General features: G+C 64.4%; 22 protein-coding genes and 1 riboswitch. Of the genes, 6 read left to right on the top strand and 16 right to left on the bottom strand.

Features of this window, described 5'->3' with window-relative positions:
- Positions 1–16 precede the first annotated feature (16 nt).
- The 8 genes from ACED18_RS04850 to ACED18_RS04815 all read right to left on the bottom strand — a co-directional run bounded on the left by ACED18_RS04850 (position 17) and on the right by ACED18_RS04815 (position 7,465).
- The gene (locus ACED18_RS04850) at positions 17–2,038 is read right to left on the bottom strand and encodes an ASKHA domain-containing protein (RefSeq protein WP_377289526.1); all 2,022 of its coding nucleotides are present in this window, start codon (positions 2,036–2,038) and stop codon (positions 17–19) included.
- 76 nt (positions 2,039–2,114) lie between these two features.
- Positions 2,115–3,086 (bottom strand): methyltetrahydrofolate cobalamin methyltransferase, encoded by a 972-nt coding sequence (locus ACED18_RS04845; RefSeq protein ID WP_377289524.1) that lies wholly within the window; start codon positions 3,084–3,086, stop codon positions 2,115–2,117.
- A gap of 127 nt (positions 3,087–3,213) precedes the next feature.
- Positions 3,214–4,263 carry a methylenetetrahydrofolate reductase gene (locus tag ACED18_RS04840; RefSeq protein ID WP_377289522.1) on the bottom strand — a complete coding sequence of 350 codons (1,050 nt, stop codon included), beginning with the start codon at positions 4,261–4,263 and terminating at the stop codon, positions 3,214–3,216.
- Positions 4,264–4,268: 5 nt separating this feature from the next.
- Positions 4,269–4,847, bottom strand: a complete 579-nt coding sequence (locus ACED18_RS04835) for a methylenetetrahydrofolate reductase C-terminal domain-containing protein (protein WP_377289520.1) — start codon at positions 4,845–4,847, stop codon at positions 4,269–4,271.
- On the bottom strand, positions 4,840–5,142 hold the full coding sequence (locus tag ACED18_RS04830; protein ID WP_377289518.1) for a virulence factor: 303 nt from the start codon (positions 5,140–5,142) through the stop codon (positions 4,840–4,842). Before ACED18_RS04830 ends, ACED18_RS04835 begins: the two co-directional genes overlap by 8 nt.
- Before the next feature lie 126 nt (positions 5,143–5,268).
- Positions 5,269–6,042: a formyl transferase gene (locus tag ACED18_RS04825; RefSeq protein WP_377289516.1), complete on the bottom strand. Its 774-nt coding sequence runs from the start codon at positions 6,040–6,042 to the stop codon at positions 5,269–5,271.
- Positions 6,042–6,680, bottom strand: a complete 639-nt coding sequence (locus ACED18_RS04820; protein WP_377289514.1) for an exopolysaccharide biosynthesis protein — start codon at positions 6,678–6,680, stop codon at positions 6,042–6,044. The genes ACED18_RS04825 and ACED18_RS04820 overlap by 1 nt, the downstream gene beginning before the upstream one ends.
- A gap of 137 nt (positions 6,681–6,817) precedes the next feature.
- A complete protein-coding gene (locus ACED18_RS04815; RefSeq protein WP_377291037.1) occupies positions 6,818–7,465 on the bottom strand; it encodes a DUF1638 domain-containing protein in 648 nt (215 codons plus the stop codon).
- Between the two features lie 16 nt (positions 7,466–7,481).
- Here ACED18_RS04815 and ACED18_RS04810 point away from each other — a divergent pair, with 16 nt between their 5' ends.
- Positions 7,482–7,640: an entericidin gene (locus ACED18_RS04810; protein WP_377289512.1), complete on the top strand. Its 159-nt coding sequence runs from the start codon at positions 7,482–7,484 to the stop codon at positions 7,638–7,640.
- Positions 7,641–7,719: 79 nt separating this feature from the next.
- Here ACED18_RS04810 and ACED18_RS04805 read toward each other — a convergent pair whose 3' ends face one another.
- Positions 7,720–8,409 (bottom strand): B12-binding domain-containing protein, encoded by a 690-nt coding sequence (locus ACED18_RS04805; protein WP_149737400.1) that lies wholly within the window; start codon positions 8,407–8,409, stop codon positions 7,720–7,722.
- Positions 8,410–8,710: 301 nt separating this feature from the next.
- Here ACED18_RS04805 and ACED18_RS04800 point away from each other — a divergent pair, with 301 nt between their 5' ends.
- Complete coding sequence (locus tag ACED18_RS04800; RefSeq protein ID WP_377289510.1) at positions 8,711–10,285, top strand: trimethylamine methyltransferase family protein; 1,575 nt, start codon at positions 8,711–8,713, stop codon at positions 10,283–10,285.
- A gap of 107 nt (positions 10,286–10,392) precedes the next feature.
- Complete coding sequence (locus ACED18_RS04795) at positions 10,393–11,103, top strand: ferredoxin (RefSeq protein ID WP_377289508.1); 711 nt, start codon at positions 10,393–10,395, stop codon at positions 11,101–11,103.
- Here the strand turns inward: ACED18_RS04795 and ACED18_RS04790 are convergent, their stop codons facing one another.
- The 7 genes from ACED18_RS04790 to ACED18_RS04760 all read right to left on the bottom strand — a co-directional run bounded on the left by ACED18_RS04790 (position 11,104) and on the right by ACED18_RS04760 (position 18,693).
- A complete protein-coding gene (locus tag ACED18_RS04790; RefSeq protein WP_377289506.1) occupies positions 11,104–11,451 on the bottom strand; it encodes a hypothetical protein in 348 nt (115 codons plus the stop codon).
- Positions 11,452–11,641: 190 nt separating this feature from the next.
- Positions 11,642–12,658 carry a betaine--homocysteine S-methyltransferase gene (bmt, locus tag ACED18_RS04785; protein WP_377289504.1) on the bottom strand — a complete coding sequence of 339 codons (1,017 nt, stop codon included), beginning with the start codon at positions 12,656–12,658 and terminating at the stop codon, positions 11,642–11,644.
- Positions 12,659–12,751: 93 nt separating this feature from the next.
- Positions 12,752–14,068 carry an O-antigen ligase family protein gene (locus ACED18_RS04780; protein WP_377289502.1) on the bottom strand — a complete coding sequence of 439 codons (1,317 nt, stop codon included), beginning with the start codon at positions 14,066–14,068 and terminating at the stop codon, positions 12,752–12,754.
- Between the two features lie 320 nt (positions 14,069–14,388).
- Positions 14,389–15,429, bottom strand: a complete 1,041-nt coding sequence (locus ACED18_RS04775; RefSeq protein ID WP_377289500.1) for a glycine betaine/L-proline ABC transporter ATP-binding protein — start codon at positions 15,427–15,429, stop codon at positions 14,389–14,391.
- Positions 15,422–16,333, bottom strand: coding sequence for an ABC transporter permease (locus ACED18_RS04770; RefSeq protein ID WP_377289498.1), 912 nt, complete (start codon positions 16,331–16,333; stop codon positions 15,422–15,424). Before ACED18_RS04770 ends, ACED18_RS04775 begins: the two co-directional genes overlap by 8 nt.
- Positions 16,334–16,621: 288 nt before the next feature.
- Positions 16,622–17,620 carry an ABC transporter substrate-binding protein gene (locus ACED18_RS04765; RefSeq protein WP_377289496.1) on the bottom strand — a complete coding sequence of 333 codons (999 nt, stop codon included), beginning with the start codon at positions 17,618–17,620 and terminating at the stop codon, positions 16,622–16,624.
- 794 nt (positions 17,621–18,414) lie between these two features.
- Positions 18,415–18,693: a hypothetical protein gene (locus ACED18_RS04760; protein ID WP_377289494.1), complete on the bottom strand. Its 279-nt coding sequence runs from the start codon at positions 18,691–18,693 to the stop codon at positions 18,415–18,417.
- A gap of 102 nt (positions 18,694–18,795) precedes the next feature.
- On the opposite strand from ACED18_RS04760, the gene ACED18_RS04755 reads away from it, so the two are divergent.
- From ACED18_RS04755 to cobW, 3 genes are all read left to right on the top strand, one after another.
- Positions 18,796–20,259, top strand: coding sequence for a cobyric acid synthase (locus ACED18_RS04755; RefSeq protein WP_377289492.1), 1,464 nt, complete (start codon positions 18,796–18,798; stop codon positions 20,257–20,259).
- Between the two features lie 38 nt (positions 20,260–20,297).
- Positions 20,298–20,680: riboswitch (cobalamin riboswitch) on the top strand.
- A gap of 145 nt (positions 20,681–20,825) precedes the next feature.
- Positions 20,826–21,350, top strand: a complete 525-nt coding sequence (cobU, locus tag ACED18_RS04750) for a bifunctional adenosylcobinamide kinase/adenosylcobinamide-phosphate guanylyltransferase (protein WP_377289490.1) — start codon at positions 20,826–20,828, stop codon at positions 21,348–21,350.
- Between the two features lie 5 nt (positions 21,351–21,355).
- Positions 21,356–22,420: a cobalamin biosynthesis protein CobW gene (gene cobW / locus ACED18_RS04745; protein WP_377289488.1), complete on the top strand. Its 1,065-nt coding sequence runs from the start codon at positions 21,356–21,358 to the stop codon at positions 22,418–22,420.
- Positions 22,421–22,430 lie beyond the last annotated feature (10 nt).

Genomic DNA, 22,430 nt, shown 5'->3' with positions numbered 1-22,430 from the left:
AGGTGACAGGTCGGGCCTATTCGCGCGAGCGGCGACGGCGGCGCCCGCCATCGGCGGCGTCGGCCAGAACCTTGCGCTCCGGCAGGGTCACGACCTTGGCGAGTTCCGGGAAGGCATCGGCCTTGTTGGGCATGGCCATGGCGTTCACGAAGAGCTGCTGGAAATTGCCTTCCAGCGCCGTCTCGATCTTTTCGATGCGCTGCACGACGCTTTCGATCTCGCGGCGGTGATCGCGGTTCAAGAGCGCCATCAGCGCGCCGGTGCCGGCGGCATTGCCGACTGCCTTGACCTCGGTGAGATCGCAGTCCGGGATGAGGCCCAGCACCATCGCGTATTTCGGATCGATAAAGGAGCCGAAGGCGCCGGCGAAGCGGATCGTATCGACGGTCTCGACGCCCTGCTTTTCCATGAGAAGCTTGATGCCGGCATAAAGGGCGGCCTTGGCGAGCTGGATGGCGCGGATGTCGTTCTGGGTGACGGTGATGCGCTGCTCGCCGTCATGCAGGAGGTAGGAGAAGGTGCGTCCGTTCTCCAGGATGCGTGGGCTCTTGGCCGCCATGGCACCGTCCACCACGCCATCCTCGGAGATGACGCCGGCGAGATACATTTCCGCGACGACTTCGATGATGGCGGAGCCGCAGATGCCGGTGATGCCGACATCCTTCGCCGCTTCGGCAAAACCGTCCTCGTTCGACCACTTATCGACGCCGATGACGCGGAAGCGGGGTTCGAGCGTTTCGGGGTCGATGCGCACGCGCTCGATGGCGCCCGGTGCCGCGCGTTGGCCGGCGGAGATTTCCGCGCCTTCGAAGGCCGGGCCCGTCGGCGAGGAGGCGGCGACCACGCGCTCGCGATTGCCAAGCACGATTTCGGCGTTGGTGCCGACATCGACCAAGAGCATCATGCGATCCTGGCGATAAGGGCCTTCCGACAGCGTCGCGCCCGCCGCATCCGCGCCGACATGGCCGGCGATGCAGGGCAGCATGTAGACGCGCGCGCCGCGGTTGACGTCGATGTCGATATCGTGGGCCCAGTATTGCAGCGCGCCGGAGACGGCGAGCGCGAAGGGCGCCTGGCCGAGCTCGGTCGGATCGATGCCGAGGAAGAGGTGGTGCATGATGGGATTGGCGACGAAGACCATGTCGAGCACGTCGTGGCGATCGACGCCGCCTTCGGTGCAGACCTTTTCGATCAGGCCGTTGATCGCCTCGCGGACAGCCTTTGTCATGGCCTCGCGGCCATCCGGGTTCATCATGACGTAGGAGACGCGGCTCATCAGGTCTTCGCCGAAGCGGATCTGGGGGTTCGACGTGCCGGAGGAGCCGACGATGCGGCCCGACAGCAGCGAGACGAGATGCATGGCGATCGTCGTCGAGCCGATGTCGCAGGCAATGCCATAGGCCTCGTTCTTGAGGCCCGGATAGAGCGCAATGATGAAGGGCCGCGAGCTTTCCATGTCGCGATGGATGGCGGCGGTCACGCCCCAGTTGCCCTTGCGCAGGATGGACTGCACCTGAGGAATGAGGTGCGGCGCGATCAGCAGGTCCTTGAAACCCCAGTCCTTTGCGAGCATCACTTTCAGCCGGTCGAGGTCGCCGAGCGGCTTGTGCATGTCGGGCTCGTCCACCTCGACATAACAAAGCTGGACGGCGGCGTTGCGCTCGATGACGCGGTCGGAGGCGGCCTTGCGCACCACCTGCGCATTGACGACGGTATCCTGCGGCACATCCACCACGAGGTCGCCCTGGATCAGGGCCGAGCAGGAGAGCCGCCGGTTTTCCGGCAGGCCACGGACCTTGTCGTAGCGCTCTTCCTTCGGGCCGCGCGGCGAGATGTGGTCGTTGGAGGAGGTGATGCCATGCTTGGCGAACTGCCCCTCCTGCACCTCGATCTGGCACCGCCCGCAGGTGGCCCGCCCGCCGCAGACGCTCTCGACATAGACGCCCAGCTGCCGGGCGGCCTCGAGCACGGGCGTTCCGACGGGGAAACGGCCACGCTTGCCGGAGGGCATGAAGAGGACGAGGGGATCTGCGGACATGATGTTCCTTCCAACTTTTTAGCCCGGGCGAGACAGGCGCGCCCGGGCTCAACAGCCTTGGTTGTCGGCTTGACGTTTACTCCGTCGGTGCACCCGCACCCACGCGGGCAGCACGGCCACCACGACGGCCGCCCGATGCGGCGGGGGCCGGGGTTGCCGGGGCGGCGGCGCCGTGGCCGCCTTCGGCCGGCTTGTAGTCGCGGTAGGTCTTGATCCAGTTGGTGCAGTTCGGGTCGGTGCCGTTCAGCACGTTGGCGGCGCGCACGGCTTCCATTTCCTGCGGGCGGCAGGGGTTCATGATGGCGGACGTCATGCCGGCGCCGATGACCATGGGGATGAAGCCGGCATTGATGCCGTGGCGGTGCGGCAGACCGAAGGAGATGTTGGAGAGGCCGCAGGTCGTGTTGACCTTCAGCTCCTCGCGCAGGCGGCGCAGCAGCGCGAATACCTGCTGGCCGGCGGTGCCCATGGCGCCGATCGGCATGACGAGCGGATCGACCACGATGTCATGGGCCTTGATGCCGTAATCGGCGGCGCGCTCGACGATCTTCTTGGCGACGGCGAAGCGCACGTCCGGGTCCTCGGAAATGCCGGTCTCATCGTTGGAGATGGCGACGACCGGCACATCATACTTCTTGCAGAGCGGCAGGATGGCTTCGAGCTTTTCTTCCTCGCCCGTGACCGAGTTGATCAGCGGACGGCCCTTGGCGACCTTCAGCGCGGCCTCGATGGCGGCGGTGACGGAGCTGTCGATGGAGAGCGGCACGTCAACGAGGCCCTGGACGATCTCCATCGTCTGGACGAGCAGGCCCGGCTCCGTCTCGTTCGGGTTGACCGAGGTCACGCCCGCATTGACGTCGAGCATGGTGGCGCCGGCTGCGACCTGCTCCAGCGCGTCCTTGATGACGGTGTCGAAATTGCCGGCGATCATTTCGGCGGCCAGCTTCTTGCGGCCGGTCGGGTTGATCCGCTCGCCAATCACGCAGAAGGGCTGGTCGAAGCCGATGATGATTTCGCGGGTGGCGGATGCGACGATGGTGCGGGTCATGGGATCTTCCTCGGCGATTCCAGGGGATATAAAGACTTCTTTATATCGTTATGTGGTGGGTTGCAAGCTGTCTCGACGGGCGGGTCACCCTCCCGTGGCCTGCCCCTCGTCATTCCCGCAGCCCGGCTCAGGACAGGCGGGCGGCGTCTTCCTGCATCTGATCGACAAGCTCGCGCATTTCCGATGCCGGGCGGCGCTTCCAGGGGGTGCGGCCCTTCAGCACGCCGGATTCATGCACGATTTCGGCGACATATTCTTCCTGGCGGTAGGCCATGACGTGGATGCCGGCAACGCCCTCGATCTCCTTCACCTCATTGATGATGTCGATGCAGAGCTGCTTGCCTTCCTTCTTCTGGTTCTCCGCGCCCTCGAGACGCTTGATGACGCTGTCGGGAATGTGGATGCCCGGCACGTTGGAGCGGATCCACTTGGCGGTCTTGGCCGACGCCATGGGGCCGACGCCGACGAGGATGTAGCACTTCTCGTGCAGGCCGAGATCGCGGACCTTCTTCATGTATTCCCTGAACATGGGAACGTCGAAGCAGTACTGGCTCTGCACGAACTGGGCGCCGGCCTCGATCTTCTTGCCGAGGCGATAGGGACGGAAATCGTAGGGCGGGGCGAAGGGGTTGATGGCGGCGCCGAGGAAGACCTGCGGCGGGCTCGTCAGCTTGCGGCCGGAGAGGAATTTCGAGTTGTCGCGCATGATGCGCACGGTTTCGAGCAGCGACATGCAGTCGAGGTCGAAGACGGGCTTGGCGCCCGGCTGGTCGCCGGCCTGCACGCCGTCGCCGGTCAGGCACAGGATGTTGGCAACCCCCATGGCGGCCGCGCCGAGCACGTCGCCCTGGATGGCGATGCGGTTCTTGTCGCGGCAGGCGATCTGCATGATCGGCGCATAGCCCATGCGCGTCAGCAGCGCGCAGATGCCGACCGAGGACATGTGGCAGTTGGCGCCGGAGGCATCGACCGCGTTGATGCCGTCCACCCAGCCTTCGAAGATCGCGGCGCGTTCATAGACGTCTTCCGGATTGGCGCTGTCGGGCGGATTGAGTTCGGCGGTGACGGCGAATTCGCCGCGGCGCAGCACGCGTTCCAGACGGCCGCGCGAGGAGTGGCCGGGCAGGGGATCGAGCGGCAGGTGGGGCCCGAGGGGGTTTTCGTCGATCATCGGCATCTCTGTCAGGCGTCCTTGGCGGCGTTTTCGCGGGCGGCGGCGGCTTCTGCGGTCACGCGCAGCCAGGAAGAGGTTTCGCGCAGCGACTGGTTTACCGGCTTCTGCACATTGAGGATCGCGTCACCCTTTTCCATCTTGCGCGAGCCGTTCCAGGCCTGCACCCACACACAGGGCATGTCGGGCTCGACCTCGCAATTGCCGTTGGCGCGCACGCCGCCGCAGGGGCCGTTGCGCAGTTGTTTCGGACAGTTCATCGGGCAGGACATGCCCGTGGACGACAGGGCGCACTGGCCGCACATGCGACAGTCGAAGAGGAAGCCCTTCACGTGCTTCTCGACGAAGGTGACGGGACGCTCGACCCTGTTGTAGCCGAGCGCCTTCCACACGGGGTGGAGCATCAGGAAGAGGCTGGCGAAGCGATGGTAGAACCATTCGAGGAAGCGCGCGTTGCGCACCGCCCACAGGCGCACCGTATATTTATGGCGGGCGCGGCGGTTGGGCGATACGCCGGAGGGCGTGAAAGCCCCCGACGCTGCCTTGGCGCCCGGCGCGACATTGCCCGAGCGCTCCTTCGTGTCAGCCATCGTTTCGTCCTCCTGCCTTGACGAGCGCGACCAGCCGTTCCTTGTCGTAGGCCGCTTCGAGCTCGGCGGCGGCGCGGTCTGCTTCTGCTTCTAGATCGTCGGAGACGGGCACGGGATCGGCCTTGCGCCATTCGGCGAGATAGTCGTCGGTCTCGGCCGCGCCGGTGCGCATGGCGCACATGTCGATCGCCTCGGTGAAGCGCAGCGAAAGCTCGCGCTTGGCGGTCTTGCGGCCCTGCTTGATGATGACCTGGGCGGGGATGTCGCGCCAGTAGACGACGATGCGGTCTGCCATGTCCTCAAATTCTCCTCTTGGTCTGCGAGAATGATGAACCGGCCCGCGCATGGCTCACCTCGCCACGACGCCGGACCGGCTCAAATACGACGCTCGCACGGTTGATCGGAGAATGCGATCCGGCCGCTACCATATCCCACGGGAAATGCCGTGCCACAGCCAGGTCCACAGGGGCGGGTGGTACCATTGCCGCGATGCCCCCTCTGCCGCCACGGGCGCGAGGCGGCCGGCCAGGGCGTCGTCGATGGCGCGGACGGCAATGTCGGTGGCGCCGGCCGTCTGGAGCAGCGGGTAGGTGTGGATCGTGTCGCGTTTCGACGGCGTCAGGCGCTTGGTGTAGAGGATTGCACCGGTATCGACACCGGCATCGACAAGATGCACGGTGGCGCCGAAATTGTCTTCGTCGCGCATGACGCGGGCCCAGTAACCGCCCATCAGGCCGCGATATTGCGGATTGATGCCGGCGTGGAAATTGAGGACGGGGCAGGCAATGGCGGCGAGTGTGGTTGCCTGCAGCATGCGGCAGGAGATGAGGAAGACGACGGCCGGCTTCTCGGCCTGGAGTACGGCCAGCGCCTCGGGCGTGTTGATCGAGCCGATGGGAATGGTCCGCACGCCGGCCGCCCGTTCGGTCGATGCGTCGTAGCTTGACAGGATTTCAGCGGCGCGGGCGCGGGTGAAGCGTTTGCCGAAGCGGGAGACGACCATCGTTGCAAGCTGGCCGAGCGCGCTGATCCACCCGAGCTTGCGGGCGCGGCGGCGCAGGAACAGCGCCTTCGATTCCGGTGGCTCCTGAAGAACGACGATGTCGGAAAAGCGACGTGCCAAGGCATCGATCATCACCGACGGGTTTTCGCCGCCGGCGGTGACGATGACGATGCGTCCGGGAAGCCGGTCCATCACAGGAAGGCCGTGACGAGGGCGCCGGCCGCGGCGATGACGCCGGCGACGACGACGAGGGACAGAAGGCCGAGCACGCAGCCGATGGCGAGCACGATACCATCGCGCTGGCTGTGGGCCAGGCCGATGACGGCGATGGCAAAGGCGGGCGCCCAGTTGCCGAGCGGAATGGGCAGGAAGACGACGGTGGCCAGGACGAGGCAGAGGGCGCCCACGGCGCGCTCGGCAAGGCGCGATTCGATGATCCAGAAGCGGGGCCTGACGAGCCGTTCGACGCGCTCCAGCCAGGGCGTGATGCGGGCGACGACAAGTGCGAAGGTCGCCGTCTCCATGGCATAGTTAGCAAGCTTCGGCGGCAGGCTGACGCGCGGCAGGCGCGAGAATGTCATCTGGAAGGCGAGGTAGACGAGCGGCAGGCCAAGGAGGAAGGTGGCACCCGGCGGCAGCGGGATGAGGTTCGGCAGGGAAAAGACGACGAGGAAGGCGCCGAAGGAGCGGTCCTCCATCGCGATGGCGATATCGCGAAGCGACATTTTCGGCCTGTCCTGCCGGGAAAGCTCGGTCAGCAGCTCGGAGAGTTTTTCCGAGACCGGTGGCGGTGATGCGTAGTCCCTTGCCTCGAATGTGGTGTCCGTCATCCCCGTTGTCCTTTTCTCGTTTTGCAGACAGGATGCGCGGGGGCGCTTAGCAACCGCTTAAGGCGGGGCCGTGGCAGAAAACTGACGAAGATCAGGCCTAACAGAGCGTTATCGCCCGATACGGCACCGGGGGTGGGTCAGAGCCGTTTCAGGTCGGCGGCGAGATCGCCGTAGCCGGTGAAACGGTATTCGTAGTCGAGGCCGAGCTTCAGGGCGGCGTCCTCGGCCTTGCGCTGCAAATCCTCGTCCTGCGTCTGGGCGAGGTAGATCAGCTTGCGGTAATGGCCGAAATACATGTCGCGCAGCTCGGGATGCCGGTCGAGGCCGAGCGGCTCGACGACGAAGGCCTCGAACTGGCGGGCGAGGAAATCCGTTAGGAAAAAGGCTGTGAGATCGTCGTCCCAGCGCGCCGCGAAGGCCTCGTTGCCGGCGAAGAAGGAATAGCAGTGCGGACCGGCGATGCGCTCGACGCCGGCCTTCTCGCAAAAGACATCCAGTGCTCCGCCGGTGCCGCAATCGGCATAGGCGACGAAGATGCGGGTGTCGGGGTCTTCGGCGCGCTTTTCGGCAATCGCCTTTGCAAGGCCGGGCACGATGCGTTCGGGGTGGTTGTGCCAGATGGCGGGCAGACAGTGGAGATCGATGTGGGCGAGGCCGCTTGCCTCGCAGACGGCGAGGATTTCGCGGGCGAGCGCGCCGCAGGCGATCACGTGAACTTTTTTGGCCGTGATGCGTTCTGGGTCCCGAGAGGCCTGCGCTGTGTCGCTCTCGCTCGAAACGTCCATCGAAAGGAACCCTTCCATGACCAAATCTTCCATCGCTCTTCTCGGTGCTGCCGCCATTGCCGTCCTGACCCTGTCCGGTTGCGGCAATACGATCCGTGGTCTCGGCAAGGATACCGCAAACGCGGTGGATGCGACACAGGATGCCGGCCGCAGCGTCGAGCGTGCCGCCAAGTAAGGCCGAACTGGCCTGAAATGACGAAAGCCGGCTGCGGGTGCGGCCGGCTTTCCTGTTTTACGCGGTCTCGCCGGCCAGATCAGAGCTGGTTGTGGCGGCGCTTGAGGAAGTCCTTGGCGGTTTCGACGGCGATGGCCGCATCACGGCAATAGGCGTCGGCGCCGACGGCCTTGCCGAATTCCTCGTTGAGCGGCGCGCCGCCGACGAGAACGACGTAGTCGTCACGGATGCCCTTTTCCTTCATGGTGTCGATGACGACCTTCATGTAGGGCATGGTGGTGGTGAGCAGCGCCGACATGCCGAGGATATCGGGCTTCTCGCGCTCGAGGGCTTCGAGATAGTTCTCGACGGGATTGTTGATGCCGAGATCGACCACGTCGAAGCCTGCACCTTCCATCATCATGCCGACAAGGTTCTTGCCGATGTCGTGGATGTCGCCCTTGACGGTGCCAATGACCATCTTGCCGAGCTTCGGCGCGCCGGTTTCGGCCAGAAGCGGACGCAGGATCGTCATGCCGGCCTTCATCGCGTTGGCCGAGAGAAGCACTTCGGGAACGAAGAGAATGCCGTCGCGGAAATCGACGCCGACGATGCGCATGCCCTCGACCAGCGCTTCGGTCAGAATGTCGTAGGGCGTCCAGCCGCGTTCGAGCAGGATGTTGGTCGCTTCCTCGATCTCCTCCTTCAGGCCATCGTAGAGGTCGTCGTGCATCTGCTGCACGAGTTCCTCGTCGGAAAGCTCCGAGAGAATGATGTCATCGTCTGCCATTGTGTGGTTCCTCGTTCCCAGCGCGGTCAGGCGAAAATCCGGACGCGTCGATCCCATGCTAGCCATGCATACGGCAAAATCCCTTTTCGAATGCGACGTGGCGTGCGATGAAAAGCGACGGTGCCGGCCGGCGCGATAGGCTTAGCAAAATCAATGCATTCTTGCCATCTGGAAATGTTTGCCGATGATGTGTTCGAGTTGCGGCACTTGGTGGCGCATTGAGACCGGCCCCGCTCTGGCGGCTCGATAGCATATTGGGCGACACGGGCCTGACGGCGCGTTCTGGGAGAGGAAACGAGACATGACTGACATCACCGAACAGACCCCGCCCGAGGCTCCCGCGCGCCGGTCGCGCTCGGAAGGTCGCGGTGCCGCGGCCCGGCGCGCCTCGCGGACCGGCGGCGGCGCGGGCCCCTCCTTGCCCTACATCACGCGCAAGATTCGCGAATACGAGGTGCTGGACGAGGAAGGCCTGGCGCTGATCGAGTATAATGCCGAGACGGTGCTGGAAGAGATCGGCATCGAGTTCCGCGAGGATCCGGAGGCGCTGGCGCTGTGGCGTGAGGCGGGTGCGGACGTGCGCGGCGAGCGCGTGCATTTTCCGCGCGGCCTGTGTCGCGCGCTTCTGAAGACCGCGCCGAAGGAATTCACCTGGCATGCGCGCAACCCCGAGCGCAGCGTTCACATCGGCGGCAAGGCGACCGTTTTCGCGCCGGTCTACGGCCCGCCCTTCGTGCGCGACCTCGAAGGTGTGCGCCGCTATGCGACGATCGAGGATTTCCGCAATTTCGTGAAGCTCGCCTATATGGCGCCGTCCATGCATTCGTCCGGCGGCACGGTCTGCGAGCCGGTGGACATTCCGGTGAACAAGCGTCACCTCGACATGGTCTACAGCCACATCAAATATTCCGACAAGCCGTTCATGGGCTCGGTGACGGCGCCGGAACGCGCCGAAGACACGGTCGCCATGGCGAAGCTCGTTTTCGGTGACGAATTCGTCGAAAACAACACGGTGACGCTGAACCTCATCAATGCCAACTCGCCGATGGTCTTCGACGAGACTATGGTGGGCGCGCTGAAGGTCTATGCGCGCCACAACCAGGCCTGCGTCGTCTCGCCCTTCATTCTTTCCGGCGCCATGAGCCCGGTGACGGTGGCGGGTACGCTGACGCAGATCCTGGCCGAAGTGCTGGCCGGCGCCTCCTTCACCCAGCTGATCCGCAAGGGCGCGCCGGTGCTGTTCGGCACCTTCGCCGCCTCGATCTCCATGCAGTCGGGCGCCCCGACCTTCGGTTCGCCGGAGCCGTCGCTGGTCTCCTACGGGGCCGCGCAGCTCGCGCGCCGTCTCGGTCTGCCGTTCCGTACGGGCGGTTCGCTCTGCGGCTCGAAGGTGCCGGATGCGCAGGCCGCGCATGAGTCGTCCAACACGCTCAACATGACGCTGCTCGCCGGCACGAACTTCGTGCTGCATGCCGCAGGCTGGCTGGAAGGCGGTCTGATCTCCTCCTACGAGAAGTTCATGATCGACCAGGACCAGCTCGGCATGATGCAGAAGCTTGCCGAGGGCGTGGATCTTTCGACCGAAGCGCAGGCGCTGGATGCGATCCGCGAAGTGGGTCCGGGCAGCCATTATCTCGGCTGCGCCCATACGCAGGCCAACTTCCAGACGGCCTTCTACCGTTCCCCGCTCGCCGACAACAATTCGTTCGAGCAGTGGGAAATCGAAGGTTCGAAGCGCATCGAGGAACGCGCCAATGCGCTCTGCCGCTCGTGGCTCGACAGCTACGAGGCTCCGGCGCTCGATCCGGCGATCGACGAGGCGCTGCTCGCCTTCATCAAGGCGCGCAAGGACTCCATGCCCGACGCCTTTACCTGAAGCGAGCCCGAAAACGCCAGGGAGCAAGGCGGGGCGGCCAAGGTCGCCGACATGATCCAGAAGGAAGTCTGGCGTCCCCATTACCAGGTGATGGGGCCGCGGCCGAAATGACGGCCGGGATGGATCGTGGCGATGCCCGGCCGCGACTGGACAGGATTGCCGAGGATCTGGCGCCGCACGGATTGTCTGCCCGCGGCGTCGTCGTTTTTGGCGAGGATGACGACCGGCCGGCCCTGATGAGCGGTGAGCCGGCCGCGAGCGTCGTGCTGGTCGGCGCGGTGGGCGGCTCGTTATTCGAACCGTTCACGGCTTGGCGGCATCGGGATCCGGCGGGTGGCGGCAGCGATCCGCTCGACACCTGGTCGAAGGCCGTGATCGCGCCGGTGGCAGCGGCGCATGGCGCGACGGCCTTCTTTCCCTCCGATCCGCCCTATCAGCCGTTCCAGCGCTGGGCGATGCGGGCGGAAGGGCTGAAAGCCTCGCCGCTCGGCATTCTCATCCACCCCGACCATGGCCTGTGGCACAGCTATCGCGGTGCGCTGGCCTTTCCTGTTGTCATCGAGGCCCCGGCTGTTGCCGCCCGTCCTCACCCTTGCGAGACCTGCCGGACGCGCCCGTGCCTTTCCGCCTGTCCGGTCGGTGCGATCAGAGAGGACGGGTTTGCCGTGGCGGACTGTCGCCGGCATCTTCGCCTGGCGGAGGGGCAGGCGGGCTGCATGCTGGACGGGTGTATCGCGCGCAACGCCTGTCCGGTCGGGGTCGCAGACCGTTATGGACCGGACCAGCTGCGCTTCCACATGGCGGCGCTGACGCTGTGATCATGCCTTGGGATAGGCGCGCTCCAGCCCGCCGGATCGGGTCAGGCCGGCCTTGAAGGCCTGATAGGCGGGGTGCTGGCTGGAGCGGGCGACTTCGCTCAGGCGAATCTGCAGCCGCGCCGGGGCCTTGTCGCCAAACCAGTGGCCGAGCCGGTCGAGCTTCATGGAATTCAGGAAGGGGGCGGTCGCCTGACGGTCAAGGTGCAGGTGCAGGCCTTCGAGCAGGTTGTCGTCCTGCAACGGGTTTTCCATGATCAGCATCACGTAGGACTGGTCGGCTTCGCCGAAGGCCTGCAGCTTGTCGGCAAGGCTTTCCCGGTCTGGGAAGGAAATGGCGGCGCTGTTCATGGCGACTCGTCTCCGGCTCATCACCCGGATGTGATAGGGGATCGGCCGGCGGGCTTCAATCCGCCGGCTTCGTGATCCACCGTTGCCTAAAGCGCATCGCGATCTTTCAGATTCGCTCCTGACGCTTTCGCTTTTTGTTCTATCGCATGTCGTTACCGCAAAACCGCTGCACACTTTTGCGCGACATGCTTTAGCCGCGACGGCCGCGGCGTTCGCGCGGGGCTGCTGTCGGGCCTTCGTTGGCGGTCTTGTTGCGCAGCGGGCCGATGCGCTCGACGATGGTATCCAGCGTCGGGCGCGGGCCGGGCGTGTGGCTGTCGAGCGCCTCGCGCATGGCGGCGAGGTGGTTGCAGGACGTGCCGCAGCAGCCGCCGATGATCTTCGCGCCGGCATCGCGGGCAAGGCGCGCATAGTCGGCCATCAGCGGCGGCGTGCCGGAATAGAAGATTTCCGAGCCGCGGAATTCTGGAATGCCGCAATTGCCCTTGACGACAACCGTCGCGTTCGGATCGGCCTCGGTCATGTCGAGGAGCGAGGAGAGGATGTCGGAGGCGCCGACGCCGCAATTGGCGCCGACCGCGACCGGGCCGTCGCCAATATCCTTGGCCACCGCATGGATGTCGCGCGGGTGCAGGCCCATCATGGTCTTGCCGGCGGTGTCGAAGGAGCCGGTATAGACATAGGGCAGGCCGACGCGCACGGCCGCTTCGGCAGCGGCGCGGATTTCGTCTGCCGAGGACATGGTCTCGATCCAGAGCACCTCGGCGCCGCCGGCCTTCAGGCCTTCCATCTGTTCGGCGAAGGCCTCGACGGCGTCCTCGTAGGAGAGGGCGCCGAGCGGGATCAGCAGCTCACCCGTCGGGCCGACCGAACCGGCGGTGATGACCTTGCGCGGCGCCTTGTCGGCCACGGCGCGGGCGATCTCGGCGGCGCGCTTGTTGAGCGCATGCACGCGGTCCTGAGCATGATGGAGCTTCAGGCGATGGCGGGTGCCGCCGAAGGAATTGGTGAGGATGATGTCGGCGCCGGCATCGACGAAGTCCTGATGAAGCTTCGTGATGTTTTCGGGCTTTGCCTCGTTCCACAGTTCCGGCGCTTCGCCGGCCTCCAGGCCCATGGCAAACAGCGAGGTGCCGGTGGCGCCGTCGGCGAGCAGCACGCCCTTCTTCTGGAGCAGGTCGGAAAGCGGATTGGCGGCAGCAGTCATCGGGCACCCTCTCGAAATCAATTACAGAGAGATATAAAGATATCTTTATGTGATGGCAAGGCCGCATGTGGATGCGATGTTTTGCGTGGCTGATCAGCGGCGGAAATCGGCGTGCCGGGCCATGCCGAGGCCGAAGATGGCCAGCGCCGTCAGAAGCCACTGCGGATCGGCGCGGTTGAAGATGAAGGATTCCAGCATGCCGTTATAGGTCATGAAGATGATGACCATCATGCAGAAATCGGCAAAGGCGCGGTTGGCGGGATATCGCGTTGCCTTCACATAGTCGAAGAGCGGCTTGACGAAGAGAATGGCGATGATGATCGGCCCGCCGATCAGGCCGAAGGTGATGATGGCGTCGAGGAACGTATTGTGCCCGGAGACGATGCCGCGCACGTCCCAGTTTTCCTCGAAATTGGCTTCCATGCCCATGATAACGGGCGAGAGCCAGAAGCCGGCAAAGCCATGGCCAAACCAGGGATGATCGGCAATCGCGGCCGCGCCGAACCGCCAGATCGCGTCGCGTCCGGTAAAGGTATAGTCCTCGAGAATGGCCGACGTGATGTGCAGGAAAGTCGGCGAGAAGATCGTGCCGATTGTCAGGCAGCCAACGAGCACGGTGAACATGGCGTGCGAGATGATCGTGAAAAGGGAACTGCCGATGGCGCGGCCGGCAAGGACGAGCATGATAGCGACGGGCAGGAAGCCCATGGTGGTCTTGGACCCGGTATGGGCCACGAAGATGAAGGCGAGCAGCGTGATCGCCGCACCGCGCAGCATGGCGCCGCATCGGAACGCGTAGATGCCGAACATGGCGATCACCGAGAAGATCGGCGCCGTGACGTTCTTGTGGATCAGGTGGCCGCGCCAGAAGCCGGCATGCCAGGCTTCCGCGCCCGTGCTCTGGTGGATGGCCTTGGCTGGCAGGACGACGAGGGCGGCGTAGTCAATCAGCACCAGCGCAAGGACGGCTGTTGCACCCGCATTGACGAAGTCGCGCTCGCTGCGCGGGATGGCGATCAGGCCGATCACGATCAGCATGGCAACGAGGCTGAGCGTCAGCCCGCGCGCGGCCGATTGGGGATCCCAGGATTGCAGGCAGGAGACGTAGGCGAGCGCAAAGACGATCAGCCAGCTTGGCGAGACGAGGCGCGAGAGTTTTCCCCGCTCCACGGTCACGAGAATGGCGAAGAGAAAGACGAGGCCAAGACCGAGATAGCCCACCTGATTGACGACATTGGCCGTATCGACCACCACGACATCGGGATCGAGGTCGCCCAGGAAGGGCGTCAGCGTAAAGATGATGATGAACAGGCCGAAGCCCGAGAGAATGGAAGCCGCCGTGCGGACCACCCGGTCGAGGCCGGGCCCGATGTCGGGTGGTATCGCGGTCCTGATGTCGGCGCTGCGCACGGTGATGACTTTCCGGTAGTGGCTTGGGCCGGTGACGGGTTGGGAAGGGCAGTTTGCCTGGAGCCTACCCTGTGCCGAACATGGTTAAGGCGTGCTTAATGCCTGATGACGACGAGGTCTGGCGAGCCTGCAGAACGGGGAGAGGATGGCCACGCATGGCGCGCGGTCGCCTCGATCTCCGGACGTAGCGATATAACCCGAAGCGTGCCCGCGATGCCGGAGTTGGTTTCGCCTTTTCCTTGAGTGAAAGGCCCCGCCCGGATGGGCGAGGCCTTTGCTTTGGGATGCGTGACGGTGATGCGCCGCGTTGTCCGGCGCGATCAGGCCGCCTTCAGATGCGTCGTCGGGGTGACCATTGCCGAAATGATCGAGGCGAGATCGATGGCGCCGACCGGCCGGCCGGCCGCATCGACCACATGGGCCGTCGTGATGTTGTTGGCCGTCATCTGGCGGGCAGCATGTTCAAGCACCGTGCCTGTTGTGATGGGCATGCCGGTGGGCTGACCGCTGATCGGATGCATGATGGTCTCGACATTGATCACGCGGCCGCGGTTCACTTCCTTCACGAAGGCGGTGATGTAGTCGTCTGCGGGGTGGAGCACGATCTCCTGGCCGCTGCCCTGCTGCACCACGCGGCCATCGCGCAGGATGGCGATCTTGTCGCCGAGGCGCAGCGCCTCGTCGAGATCGTGGGTGATGAAGACGACGGTCTTCTTCAGTTCCTTCTGCAGATCGAGCAGAACCGTCTGCATGTCGACGCGGATCAGCGGATCGAGTGCCGAATAGGCTTCGTCCATCAGCAGGATGTCGGCATCGTTGGTGAGTGCGCGGGCGAGGCCGACACGCTGCTGCATGCCGCCCGACAACTGGTTGGGATAGTGGTTTTCGAAGCCCTTGAGGCCGACGCGCTCGATCCAGCCGCGCGCCCGCTTCTGGCTTTCCGTCCGGTCCACGCCCTGGATTTCCAGACCGTAGATGGTGTTTTCGATGACCGTGCGGTGCGGCAGCAGCGCGAACTTCTGGAACACCATCGCCGTCTTGTGGCGGCGGAATTCCCTGAGATCGTTCTCGTTCATCTTGCAGATGTCGACGCCGTCATAGAGCACTTCGCCGGCTGTCGGATCGATCAGGCGGTTGATGTGGCGGATCAGCGTCGATTTGCCGGAGCCGGACAGGCCCATCACCACCATGATGCCGCCGGCGGGCATGGAGATGTTGATGTCCTGCAGGCCGAGCACATGGCCGTGCTTTTCGTTCAGTTCCGCCTTGCCGAGGCCGGCCTTGACCTGATCGACGAAGGCGCGACCGTTGGGGCCGAAGATCTTGTAGAGGTTCTTCACCTCGATCGCGTGACTAGCCATGGATGACCTCCGAATGCTTCTGCAGGCGCCGGCCGAAGGCCTGGCTGGTGCGGTCGAAGATGATGGCGATCGCGACCAGCGAGAAGCCGTTCAGGAAGCCGACCGTGAAGAACTGGTTGTTGATGGCCTGCAGCACGTTGCGGCCGAGACCGCCGACGCCGATCATGGAGGCGACGACGACCATGGCGAGCGACATCATGATGGTTTGGTTGATGCCGGCCATGATGGTGGGCAGCGCCAGCGGCATCTGCACGTTCTTCAGCTTCTGCCAGCCGGAGGAGCCGAAGGCGTCGGCTGCTTCCAGCACTTCCTTGTCCACCAGGCGGATGCCGAGGTTGGTAAGGCGGATCATCGGCGGAACGGCGTAGATGACGACGGCGATCAGGCCCGGCACCTTGCCGATGCCGAAGATCATGACGACTGGAATGAGGTAGACGAAGCTCGGCATGGTCTGCATGACGTCGAGGATCGGATTGACGATCCCCTGGGCGCGATCCGAACGCGCCATGACGATGCCGATTGGGATGCCGATGAGAATGGAGATCAGCGTACAGACGGTGACCATGGCGAGCGTGATCATCGTGTCGTTCCACAGGCCGACAAGGCCGATGGCCGCCATGGCGAGCGCGGTGCCGATGGTGATCCTCATGTTGCGGCTGCCAGCATAGACGACGGCGACCATTGCGGCGAGGATGATGATCCAGGGCGTGTTGACGAAGACGCCTTCGAGGAAATTCAGGAACCACTGGAGCGGCTGGACGAGCGAGTCGATCGCATTGCCATAGGCGCGAACGAAGCCCTTGAAGCCATCATCGATCGTCTTGCGCGCGGTTCGGATGGTCGTGTCATCTATCGCCGGGAATTTGCACAGCAATTCCGGCAGCATGCTACATAAAGATGCCATTCTTGTCCCCTTTTATGTCCGTCACGGACCCGGATGGCGGCCTGATCGCTCGTGTTGGCGATGGCTGCTCTTGTGTCCAGCGCCCTTAAGGGCGTCCGCTCTCATGATCGTCGGCGAAATTGGCGCGCGCCGCTTGGCGGTTTGCGACGCACCGTTCCATGGAAACGGCGTTGTGACCAGTCTTCCGGACATCGAGATGTCATCAGCCGGTCTGCTTGCAGCGATGACTGACGACAAAAAGGCAGTCGCCATGCGTCGGTGCATGGCGACTGCCCGTGACACTGCGCCTTAGAGGGCGGCCTTGACCTTTTCAGCCACTTCCGGGGAGACCCACTTGGTCCACATGTCCGGGAAGTTCTGCAGGAAGTACTTGGCGCCGTCCTCGTTGGTGCCCTGGTTGCTGTCCATCCAGGCCAGAACCTTGTTCACGGTGCCGTTGTCCCAGTTGCGGGCCTTGACGTAGTCCATGGCGACGCCAGCCTTGTCGGCGAAGCCCTTGGTCACGACCGTGTAGACGTCGGAGACCGGATAGGCGTTCACCTTCGGATCCGGGCAGTCCGGAACGGCCGTGCAGGCATCCCAGTCGGCCTTGTTATGCTCGACGCCGAAGGACAGGCGGGTCATCTCGTACTTGCCGAGGATGGCCGTCGGTGCCCAGTAGTAGCCGAGCCAGCCCTTCTTGTTTTCGAAGGCGTTGGCGATCGAGCCGTCGAGGCCTGCAGCCGAGCCGGTATCGATCAGTTCGAAACCGGCCTTTTCGGCGCCGAGCGCGCGGTAAAGGTTGGCGGTCGAGACCTGGCAGTTCCAGCCGGCCGGGCAGTTGGTGATGGCGGCCTTCGAGGCATCTTCCGGCGCCGGGAAGAGTTCGGGATGCTTCAGCGCATCCTCGACCGTCTTGATGTCGGGGTGGGCGTCGGCGAGGAACTTCGGAATCCACCAGCCTTCGACGCCGCCTTCGTTCAGGATCTTGGCGGCTTCGATCAGGCGGCCTTCCTTGACGGCAGCGTCCAGCGGCGTGCGCACGGCGTTGACCCAAAGTTCCGGCGCCATGTCCGGCTGGCCCTTTTCGTTCATGGACGCAAAGGTCGGCATGGTATCGCCGGTGACCAGCGTCGCCGTGCAGCCGTAACCGTTTTCGAGAATGAACTTGTCCACATGGGCGGCGACACCGGCGGACGCCCAGTTCATTTCGGCAATCGAGACTTCGCCACAGTCTGCGTAGGCGGCCGAACCGGCCAGGGCATAGAAGCCTGCGGCGATGACGGTGGATGCGAGCAGTTTCTTCATGGTCTCTCAGACCTCCCAGTCTGGATGCAGCGTTCGATGTGCGCGGCGAGCCAGGGTGCTGCGGCGCCCCGGAGCCAAACGTTTCACTGGCCCCCAACGGGGAGAAGGCTGGTTGCAACCGGCTTTCCCCGTGCAAGACCGGGCCCCGCCGAACCTGTTTTACGGTCGCCTGCTATCAGCCGCCGGTCCGGTCGTTTCGGAGCCATGGGAGGAGCCTAAGTAATCCGGAAGAGAAATCAACCGCCCCGGTCCGCACCGAGGCCGATGCTGTTCCAGACAAAGGCCGGTCAAGGAAAGGGAAAATCGGCGATTGCGACATTTTCGGCAAAAAATGCGCAGACAAATGCCCTTCTCGTGGGCAAATTTGGCGTCTGTGACACATCGGTGTCAAGACTCTGTTTCATTTCAGACACTTGCTATCCTGTCTGCGTCGAGCGAAATATTTTTCGCACACGGGAAAAAAGTGAAATTTCGCCTGTTCACCATTGGTTTACCACCCGCTAACCAACCGGTAACGATGTCCCGCTATTTGTCTTCTTGCGGCGGGGGACACTGCCGCTGGTCCGGATCAGGTTGTGCGTACCGGACCTGCAGCGATTGCGGGATGCGTATTTTCCCGTTTGGCCAGGCGTATTTTGGCGGGCCGCGCGATCCTCCTTGAGGTTCGGCGCGGCCTTCGCGTGTCTGCAGAGGCGATCTCCCACATAGACCTGCTTGCGAAATGAAAACTTGCGACATGAAAAAAGGCGCACTCGGGAGCGCGCCTTCGTTCGGTCCGCCATAGTCTCAGAATATCAGCCGACGTTGCGGGTGCGGATGAAGCCGAGCGGGCCCATCGGGGAATCGGCGACCATGTTGCGGACGCGCGACTGGTTTGCCGGCACCTGGGAGTTCCAGGCGATCTGGAGAAAATTCGGCTTGCTGAAGATGAACAGCATGGGTGTGACCTCAGGTAAGAGGAAGTCTCGCGCTTCCTTCGTGTTGATGGCGCTGATATAGGCTCGGATATGCGGCTTCGCAACGCCGAAATCGGCTGCGAATGTCGCAAATGCGATACTATGCAAACTTTGCATGGCTCCTCCGTCGAGCACCGCTTCCGGTGCATAAACGGAGGCGGCGAAATTGAGGCAGGGCAGGGGATTGCGGCGGTTCTGCCACAATCGGACGGAGACGGAATGACGCGCGCGATCATGCTGCAGGGGACCGGCTCCGATGTCGGAAAATCGGTATTGGTGGCGGGGCTCTGCCGGCTGGCCTCCAACCGGGGTCTGAAGGTGGCCCCGTTCAAGCCGCAGAACATGTCGAACAACGCCGCCGTTTCCGATGATGGCGGCGAGATCGGGCGGGCGCAGTGGCTGCAGGCGATCGCCGCGCGCGTGCCCTCGTCGGTGCACATGAACCCTGTTCTCCTGAAGCCGCAGTCGGAGGTCGGCAGCCAGATCATCGTGCAGGGCAAGGTGGCGGGGCAGGCGCGGGGGCGCGACTATCAGGCGCTGAAGCCGAAGCTGATGGATGCGGTGCTGGAGAGCTTTTCGATCGTCGAACAGGGCGCCGATCTCGTGATCGTCGAGGGCGCGGGCTCGCCGGCGGAAATCAATCTCCGGGCCGGCGATATCGCCAATATGGGCTTTGCGACGCGGGCCGGCGTGCCGGTGGTGCTGGTCGGCGATATCGACCGGGGCGGCGTGATCGCCTCTCTTGTCGGCACGCATGCGATCCTGCCGCCGGAAGACCGGGCGATGATCGCGGGCTACATCATCAACAAGTTCCGCGGTGACGTCAGCCTGTTCGATGACGGGCTGACGGCGATCGGCGCGTTCACCGGCTGGCCCTGCTTCGGCGTCGTGACCTGGTTGAAGGCCGCCGGCCGCCTGCCGGCGGAGGATTCGGTGGTGCTGGAGCGGCGTCTTGCCGGTCGCGGGCGGGCGCTGAAGATCGCCGTGCCGGTCTTGCCGCGGATCGCCAATTTCGACGATCTCGACCCGCTGGCGCAGGAGCCGGAGGTTGACCTCGTCTTCGTGCGGCCGGGCGAGCGGCTGCCGGCCGATGCCGGTCTCATCATCCTGCCGGGCTCGAAATCGACCATTGCCGACCTTAGGGATTTCCGCATGCAAGGCTGGGACCAGGATCTGGCCCGGCACCGGCGGCGCGGCGGGCAGGTGATCGGTATTTGTGGCGGCTACCAGATGCTGGGGCAGCGCGTGACCGATCCGCTCGGCATCGAGGGCAGCGAGCGGGAGATCGCGGGCCTCGGCCTGCTCGACATCGAGACGGAGATGGCGCCGGAAAAGACGGTGCGCAACTCCTCCGCCCATTCCACCGTGCACGATGTGGCGCTGTCCGGCTACGAAATCCATCTCGGCAAGACGACGGGTGCGGACTGCGCCCGCGCGCCCGTCCTGATCGACGGGCGGCCGGACGGGGCGATGTCGGCGGACGGGCGGGTGTTCGGGACCTATCTGCACGGGCTGTTTTCCAGCGATGCCTTCCGCCGCGCACTTCTTGCCGATTTCGGCATCAGCGGCGGGGTGGAGGACTACCGCGCCTCCGTCGATGCCGCACTCGACGATGTTGCCTCGGAACTGGAGACGATGCTGTCGCCGGATTTCCTGTCACGGCTCTTGGATGGCGCCGCCTGACGGCGCGGGCGGGCTTTGACTTTTCGGCCGTAAATATCTATTGCTCGGCTCAGGATGGTTCCCGGGCCGGGCGGCCGGCTTGGGAGTAAATGGGAATGCGAAGGGATGGACCCATGTCGGGCATCCTCATCGCAGCCGACCCCGCGACTGTAGAGCGGTCAGGGGTCGCCATCCGGCAACGTTGCTGCTCACCTCGGATTTGCGCGTGTCGTGCAAGGCGGGTTTTCGGAAGCGGTGCTGGAAAAGCCACTGGATCAGGCATGATCAACCGGGGTGGGGCGCCTCTATTTTCTACGAATCGCCCGCCTTTTCATGCCGCTTCGATCCGGGAAGGCGAGGCGACCCCGTTTTCGCGCCGGCATCATGCCGGACGCGAAGGGACCCGCGAGCCAGGAGACCTGCCATCCGAAACGGGCGAAGAGCCCGGTCGGGCGCATCATCGCCCATTCGGCCAGCACGGAGGTTGTCATGGCTCGCGAGACTGTCCGGTGGGGCACTGTCCCCGCCACCCGAATTCATTGCGTGCGTCGTGACCGCAGGCCTGCGGCTGCCGTACGGTGGTCCACGTGACGGCGTCTTCCTCCCGCTCCATTTTCGTGCTCGGCGGCGCGCGCTCCGGCAAGTCCTCCTTTGCGGAGCGGCTCGTCGTGGAGAGCGGTCTTGCCAGCGCCTATATCGCCACCAGCCGTGCCTGGGATGATGAAATGCGGGCGCGCATTGCCGCCCACCGCGAAAGCCGCGGGCCGTCCTGGCAGACGGTCGAGGAGCCCATGGATCTCGTCGGCGCGCTGGAAAGGCTCGATGATCCCGGCACCGCGATTCTCGTCGATTGCCTGACCCTCTGGGTCACCAATCTGATGATGGAGGAGGCTGATATCGCCGCCGAATCGGCGCGGCTCGCAGGCCATCTCTCACGGGCCAAAGGGCTGGTCGTTCTCGTCTCCAATGAGGTCGGGCTCGGCATCGTTCCCGAGAACGCCATGGCGCGGGCCTTCCGCGATCATGCCGGCCGCCTGCATCAGGCGGTCGCCGCGGCGTCTTCAGAGGTTTACTTCGTGGCGGCAGGGCTGCCGCTGAGAATGAAAGGTTGATTTCCATGGCTTCCACGACGACGCAGACGGGCAAGATCCCCGCCACCGTCATCACCGGCTTCCTCGGCGCCGGCAAAACGACGATGATCCGCAACCTGCTGACCAACGCAGGCGGCCGGCGCATCGCCCTCATCATCAACGAATTCGGCGATCTCGGCGTCGATGGCGAGGTGCTGAAGGGCTGCGGTGCGGAGGCCTGCACGGAAGACGACATCATCGAGCTCACCAATGGCTGCATCTGCTGCACGGTGGCCGATGATTTCATCCCGACCATGACGAGGCTTCTGGAGCGCGAGAACCGCCCCGACCACATCATCATCGAGACCTCGGGCCTCGCGCTGCCGCAGCCGCTCGTCGCGGCCTTCAACTGGCCGGATATCCGCACGCAGGTGACGGTGGATGGCGTGGTGACGGTGGTGGACAGCGCCGCTGTGGCCGCCGGCCGCTTTGCCGACGATCACGACAAGGTGGATGCGGCGCGCGCCGAAGATGACAATCTCGACCATGAAAGCCCGATCGAGGAGCTTTTCGAGGACCAACTGACGGCGGCCGACCTCATCGTGCTCAACAAGACCGACCTCATCGACGCCGATGGCGTTGCCGCCGTTCGCGCCGAAGTCGCCTCGCGCACGCACCGTAAGCCGGCGATGATCGAGGCCCAGAACGGCGAGGTGGCGGCGGCCGTGCTGCTCGGTCTCGGCGTTGGCACGGAAGGCGATATCGCCAACCGGAAGTCCCACCACGAGATTGAGCACGAGGCGGGCGAAGAGCACGATCACGACGAATTCGACAGCTTCATCGTGGAACTCGGCCCGATTGCCGATCCCAATGCCTTCGTCGCGCGGCTGAAGGATGTGATTGCGGCCCATGACGTGCTGCGCCTCAAGGGTTTTGCGGATGTGCCGGGCAAGCCGATGCGGCTTCTGATCCAGGGCGTCGGCCAGCGCATCGACCAGTATTTCGACCGTCCCTGGGCAGCGGGCGAGACGCGGAGCACCCGCCTCGTCGTCATCGGCCTGCACGACATGGACGAAGCGGCCGTGCGCGCTGCCATTGCCGCAGCGGTCTGAGGGTAGGAAA

The sequence above is a fragment of the Rhizobium sp. SG2393 genome, assembly GCF_042610495.1.
GTDB lineage: Bacteria > Pseudomonadota > Alphaproteobacteria > Rhizobiales > Rhizobiaceae > RU20A.
The sequence above is the reverse complement of the archived record's forward strand: the minus strand, read 5'-3'. Positions and strand labels throughout refer to the sequence as shown.

Coding starts and splice junctions, on each gene's coding strand:
- ACED18_RS04850 (WP_377289526.1), bottom strand. CDS start 2,038: ATGTCCGCAGATCCCCTCGTCCTCTTCATGCCCTCCGGCAAGCGTGGC.
- ACED18_RS04845 (WP_377289524.1), bottom strand. CDS start 3,086: ATGACCCGCACCATCGTCGCATCCGCCACCCGCGAAATCATCATCGGC.
- ACED18_RS04840 (WP_377289522.1), bottom strand. CDS start 4,263: ATGCCGATGATCGACGAAAACCCCCTCGGGCCCCACCTGCCGCTCGAT.
- ACED18_RS04835 (WP_377289520.1), bottom strand. CDS start 4,847: ATGGCTGACACGAAGGAGCGCTCGGGCAATGTCGCGCCGGGCGCCAAG.
- ACED18_RS04830 (WP_377289518.1), bottom strand. CDS start 5,142: ATGGCAGACCGCATCGTCGTCTACTGGCGCGACATCCCCGCCCAGGTC.
- ACED18_RS04825 (WP_377289516.1), bottom strand. CDS start 6,042: ATGGACCGGCTTCCCGGACGCATCGTCATCGTCACCGCCGGCGGCGAA.
- ACED18_RS04820 (WP_377289514.1), bottom strand. CDS start 6,680: ATGACGGACACCACATTCGAGGCAAGGGACTACGCATCACCGCCACCG.
- ACED18_RS04815 (WP_377291037.1), bottom strand. CDS start 7,465: ATGGACGTTTCGAGCGAGAGCGACACAGCGCAGGCCTCTCGGGACCCA.
- ACED18_RS04810 (WP_377289512.1), top strand. CDS start 7,482: ATGACCAAATCTTCCATCGCTCTTCTCGGTGCTGCCGCCATTGCCGTC.
- ACED18_RS04805 (WP_149737400.1), bottom strand. CDS start 8,409: ATGGCAGACGATGACATCATTCTCTCGGAGCTTTCCGACGAGGAACTC.
- ACED18_RS04800 (WP_377289510.1), top strand. CDS start 8,711: ATGACTGACATCACCGAACAGACCCCGCCCGAGGCTCCCGCGCGCCGG.
- ACED18_RS04795 (WP_377289508.1), top strand. CDS start 10,393: ATGACGGCCGGGATGGATCGTGGCGATGCCCGGCCGCGACTGGACAGG.
- ACED18_RS04790 (WP_377289506.1), bottom strand. CDS start 11,451: ATGAACAGCGCCGCCATTTCCTTCCCAGACCGGGAAAGCCTTGCCGAC.
- bmt (WP_377289504.1), bottom strand. CDS start 12,658: ATGACTGCTGCCGCCAATCCGCTTTCCGACCTGCTCCAGAAGAAGGGC.
- ACED18_RS04775 (WP_377289500.1), bottom strand. CDS start 15,429: ATGGCTAGTCACGCGATCGAGGTGAAGAACCTCTACAAGATCTTCGGC.
- ACED18_RS04770 (WP_377289498.1), bottom strand. CDS start 16,333: ATGGCATCTTTATGTAGCATGCTGCCGGAATTGCTGTGCAAATTCCCG.
- ACED18_RS04765 (WP_377289496.1), bottom strand. CDS start 17,620: ATGAAGAAACTGCTCGCATCCACCGTCATCGCCGCAGGCTTCTATGCC.
- ACED18_RS04760 (WP_377289494.1), bottom strand. CDS start 18,693: ATGCAAAGTTTGCATAGTATCGCATTTGCGACATTCGCAGCCGATTTC.
- ACED18_RS04755 (WP_377289492.1), top strand. CDS start 18,796: ATGACGCGCGCGATCATGCTGCAGGGGACCGGCTCCGATGTCGGAAAA.
- cobW (WP_377289488.1), top strand. CDS start 21,356: ATGGCTTCCACGACGACGCAGACGGGCAAGATCCCCGCCACCGTCATC.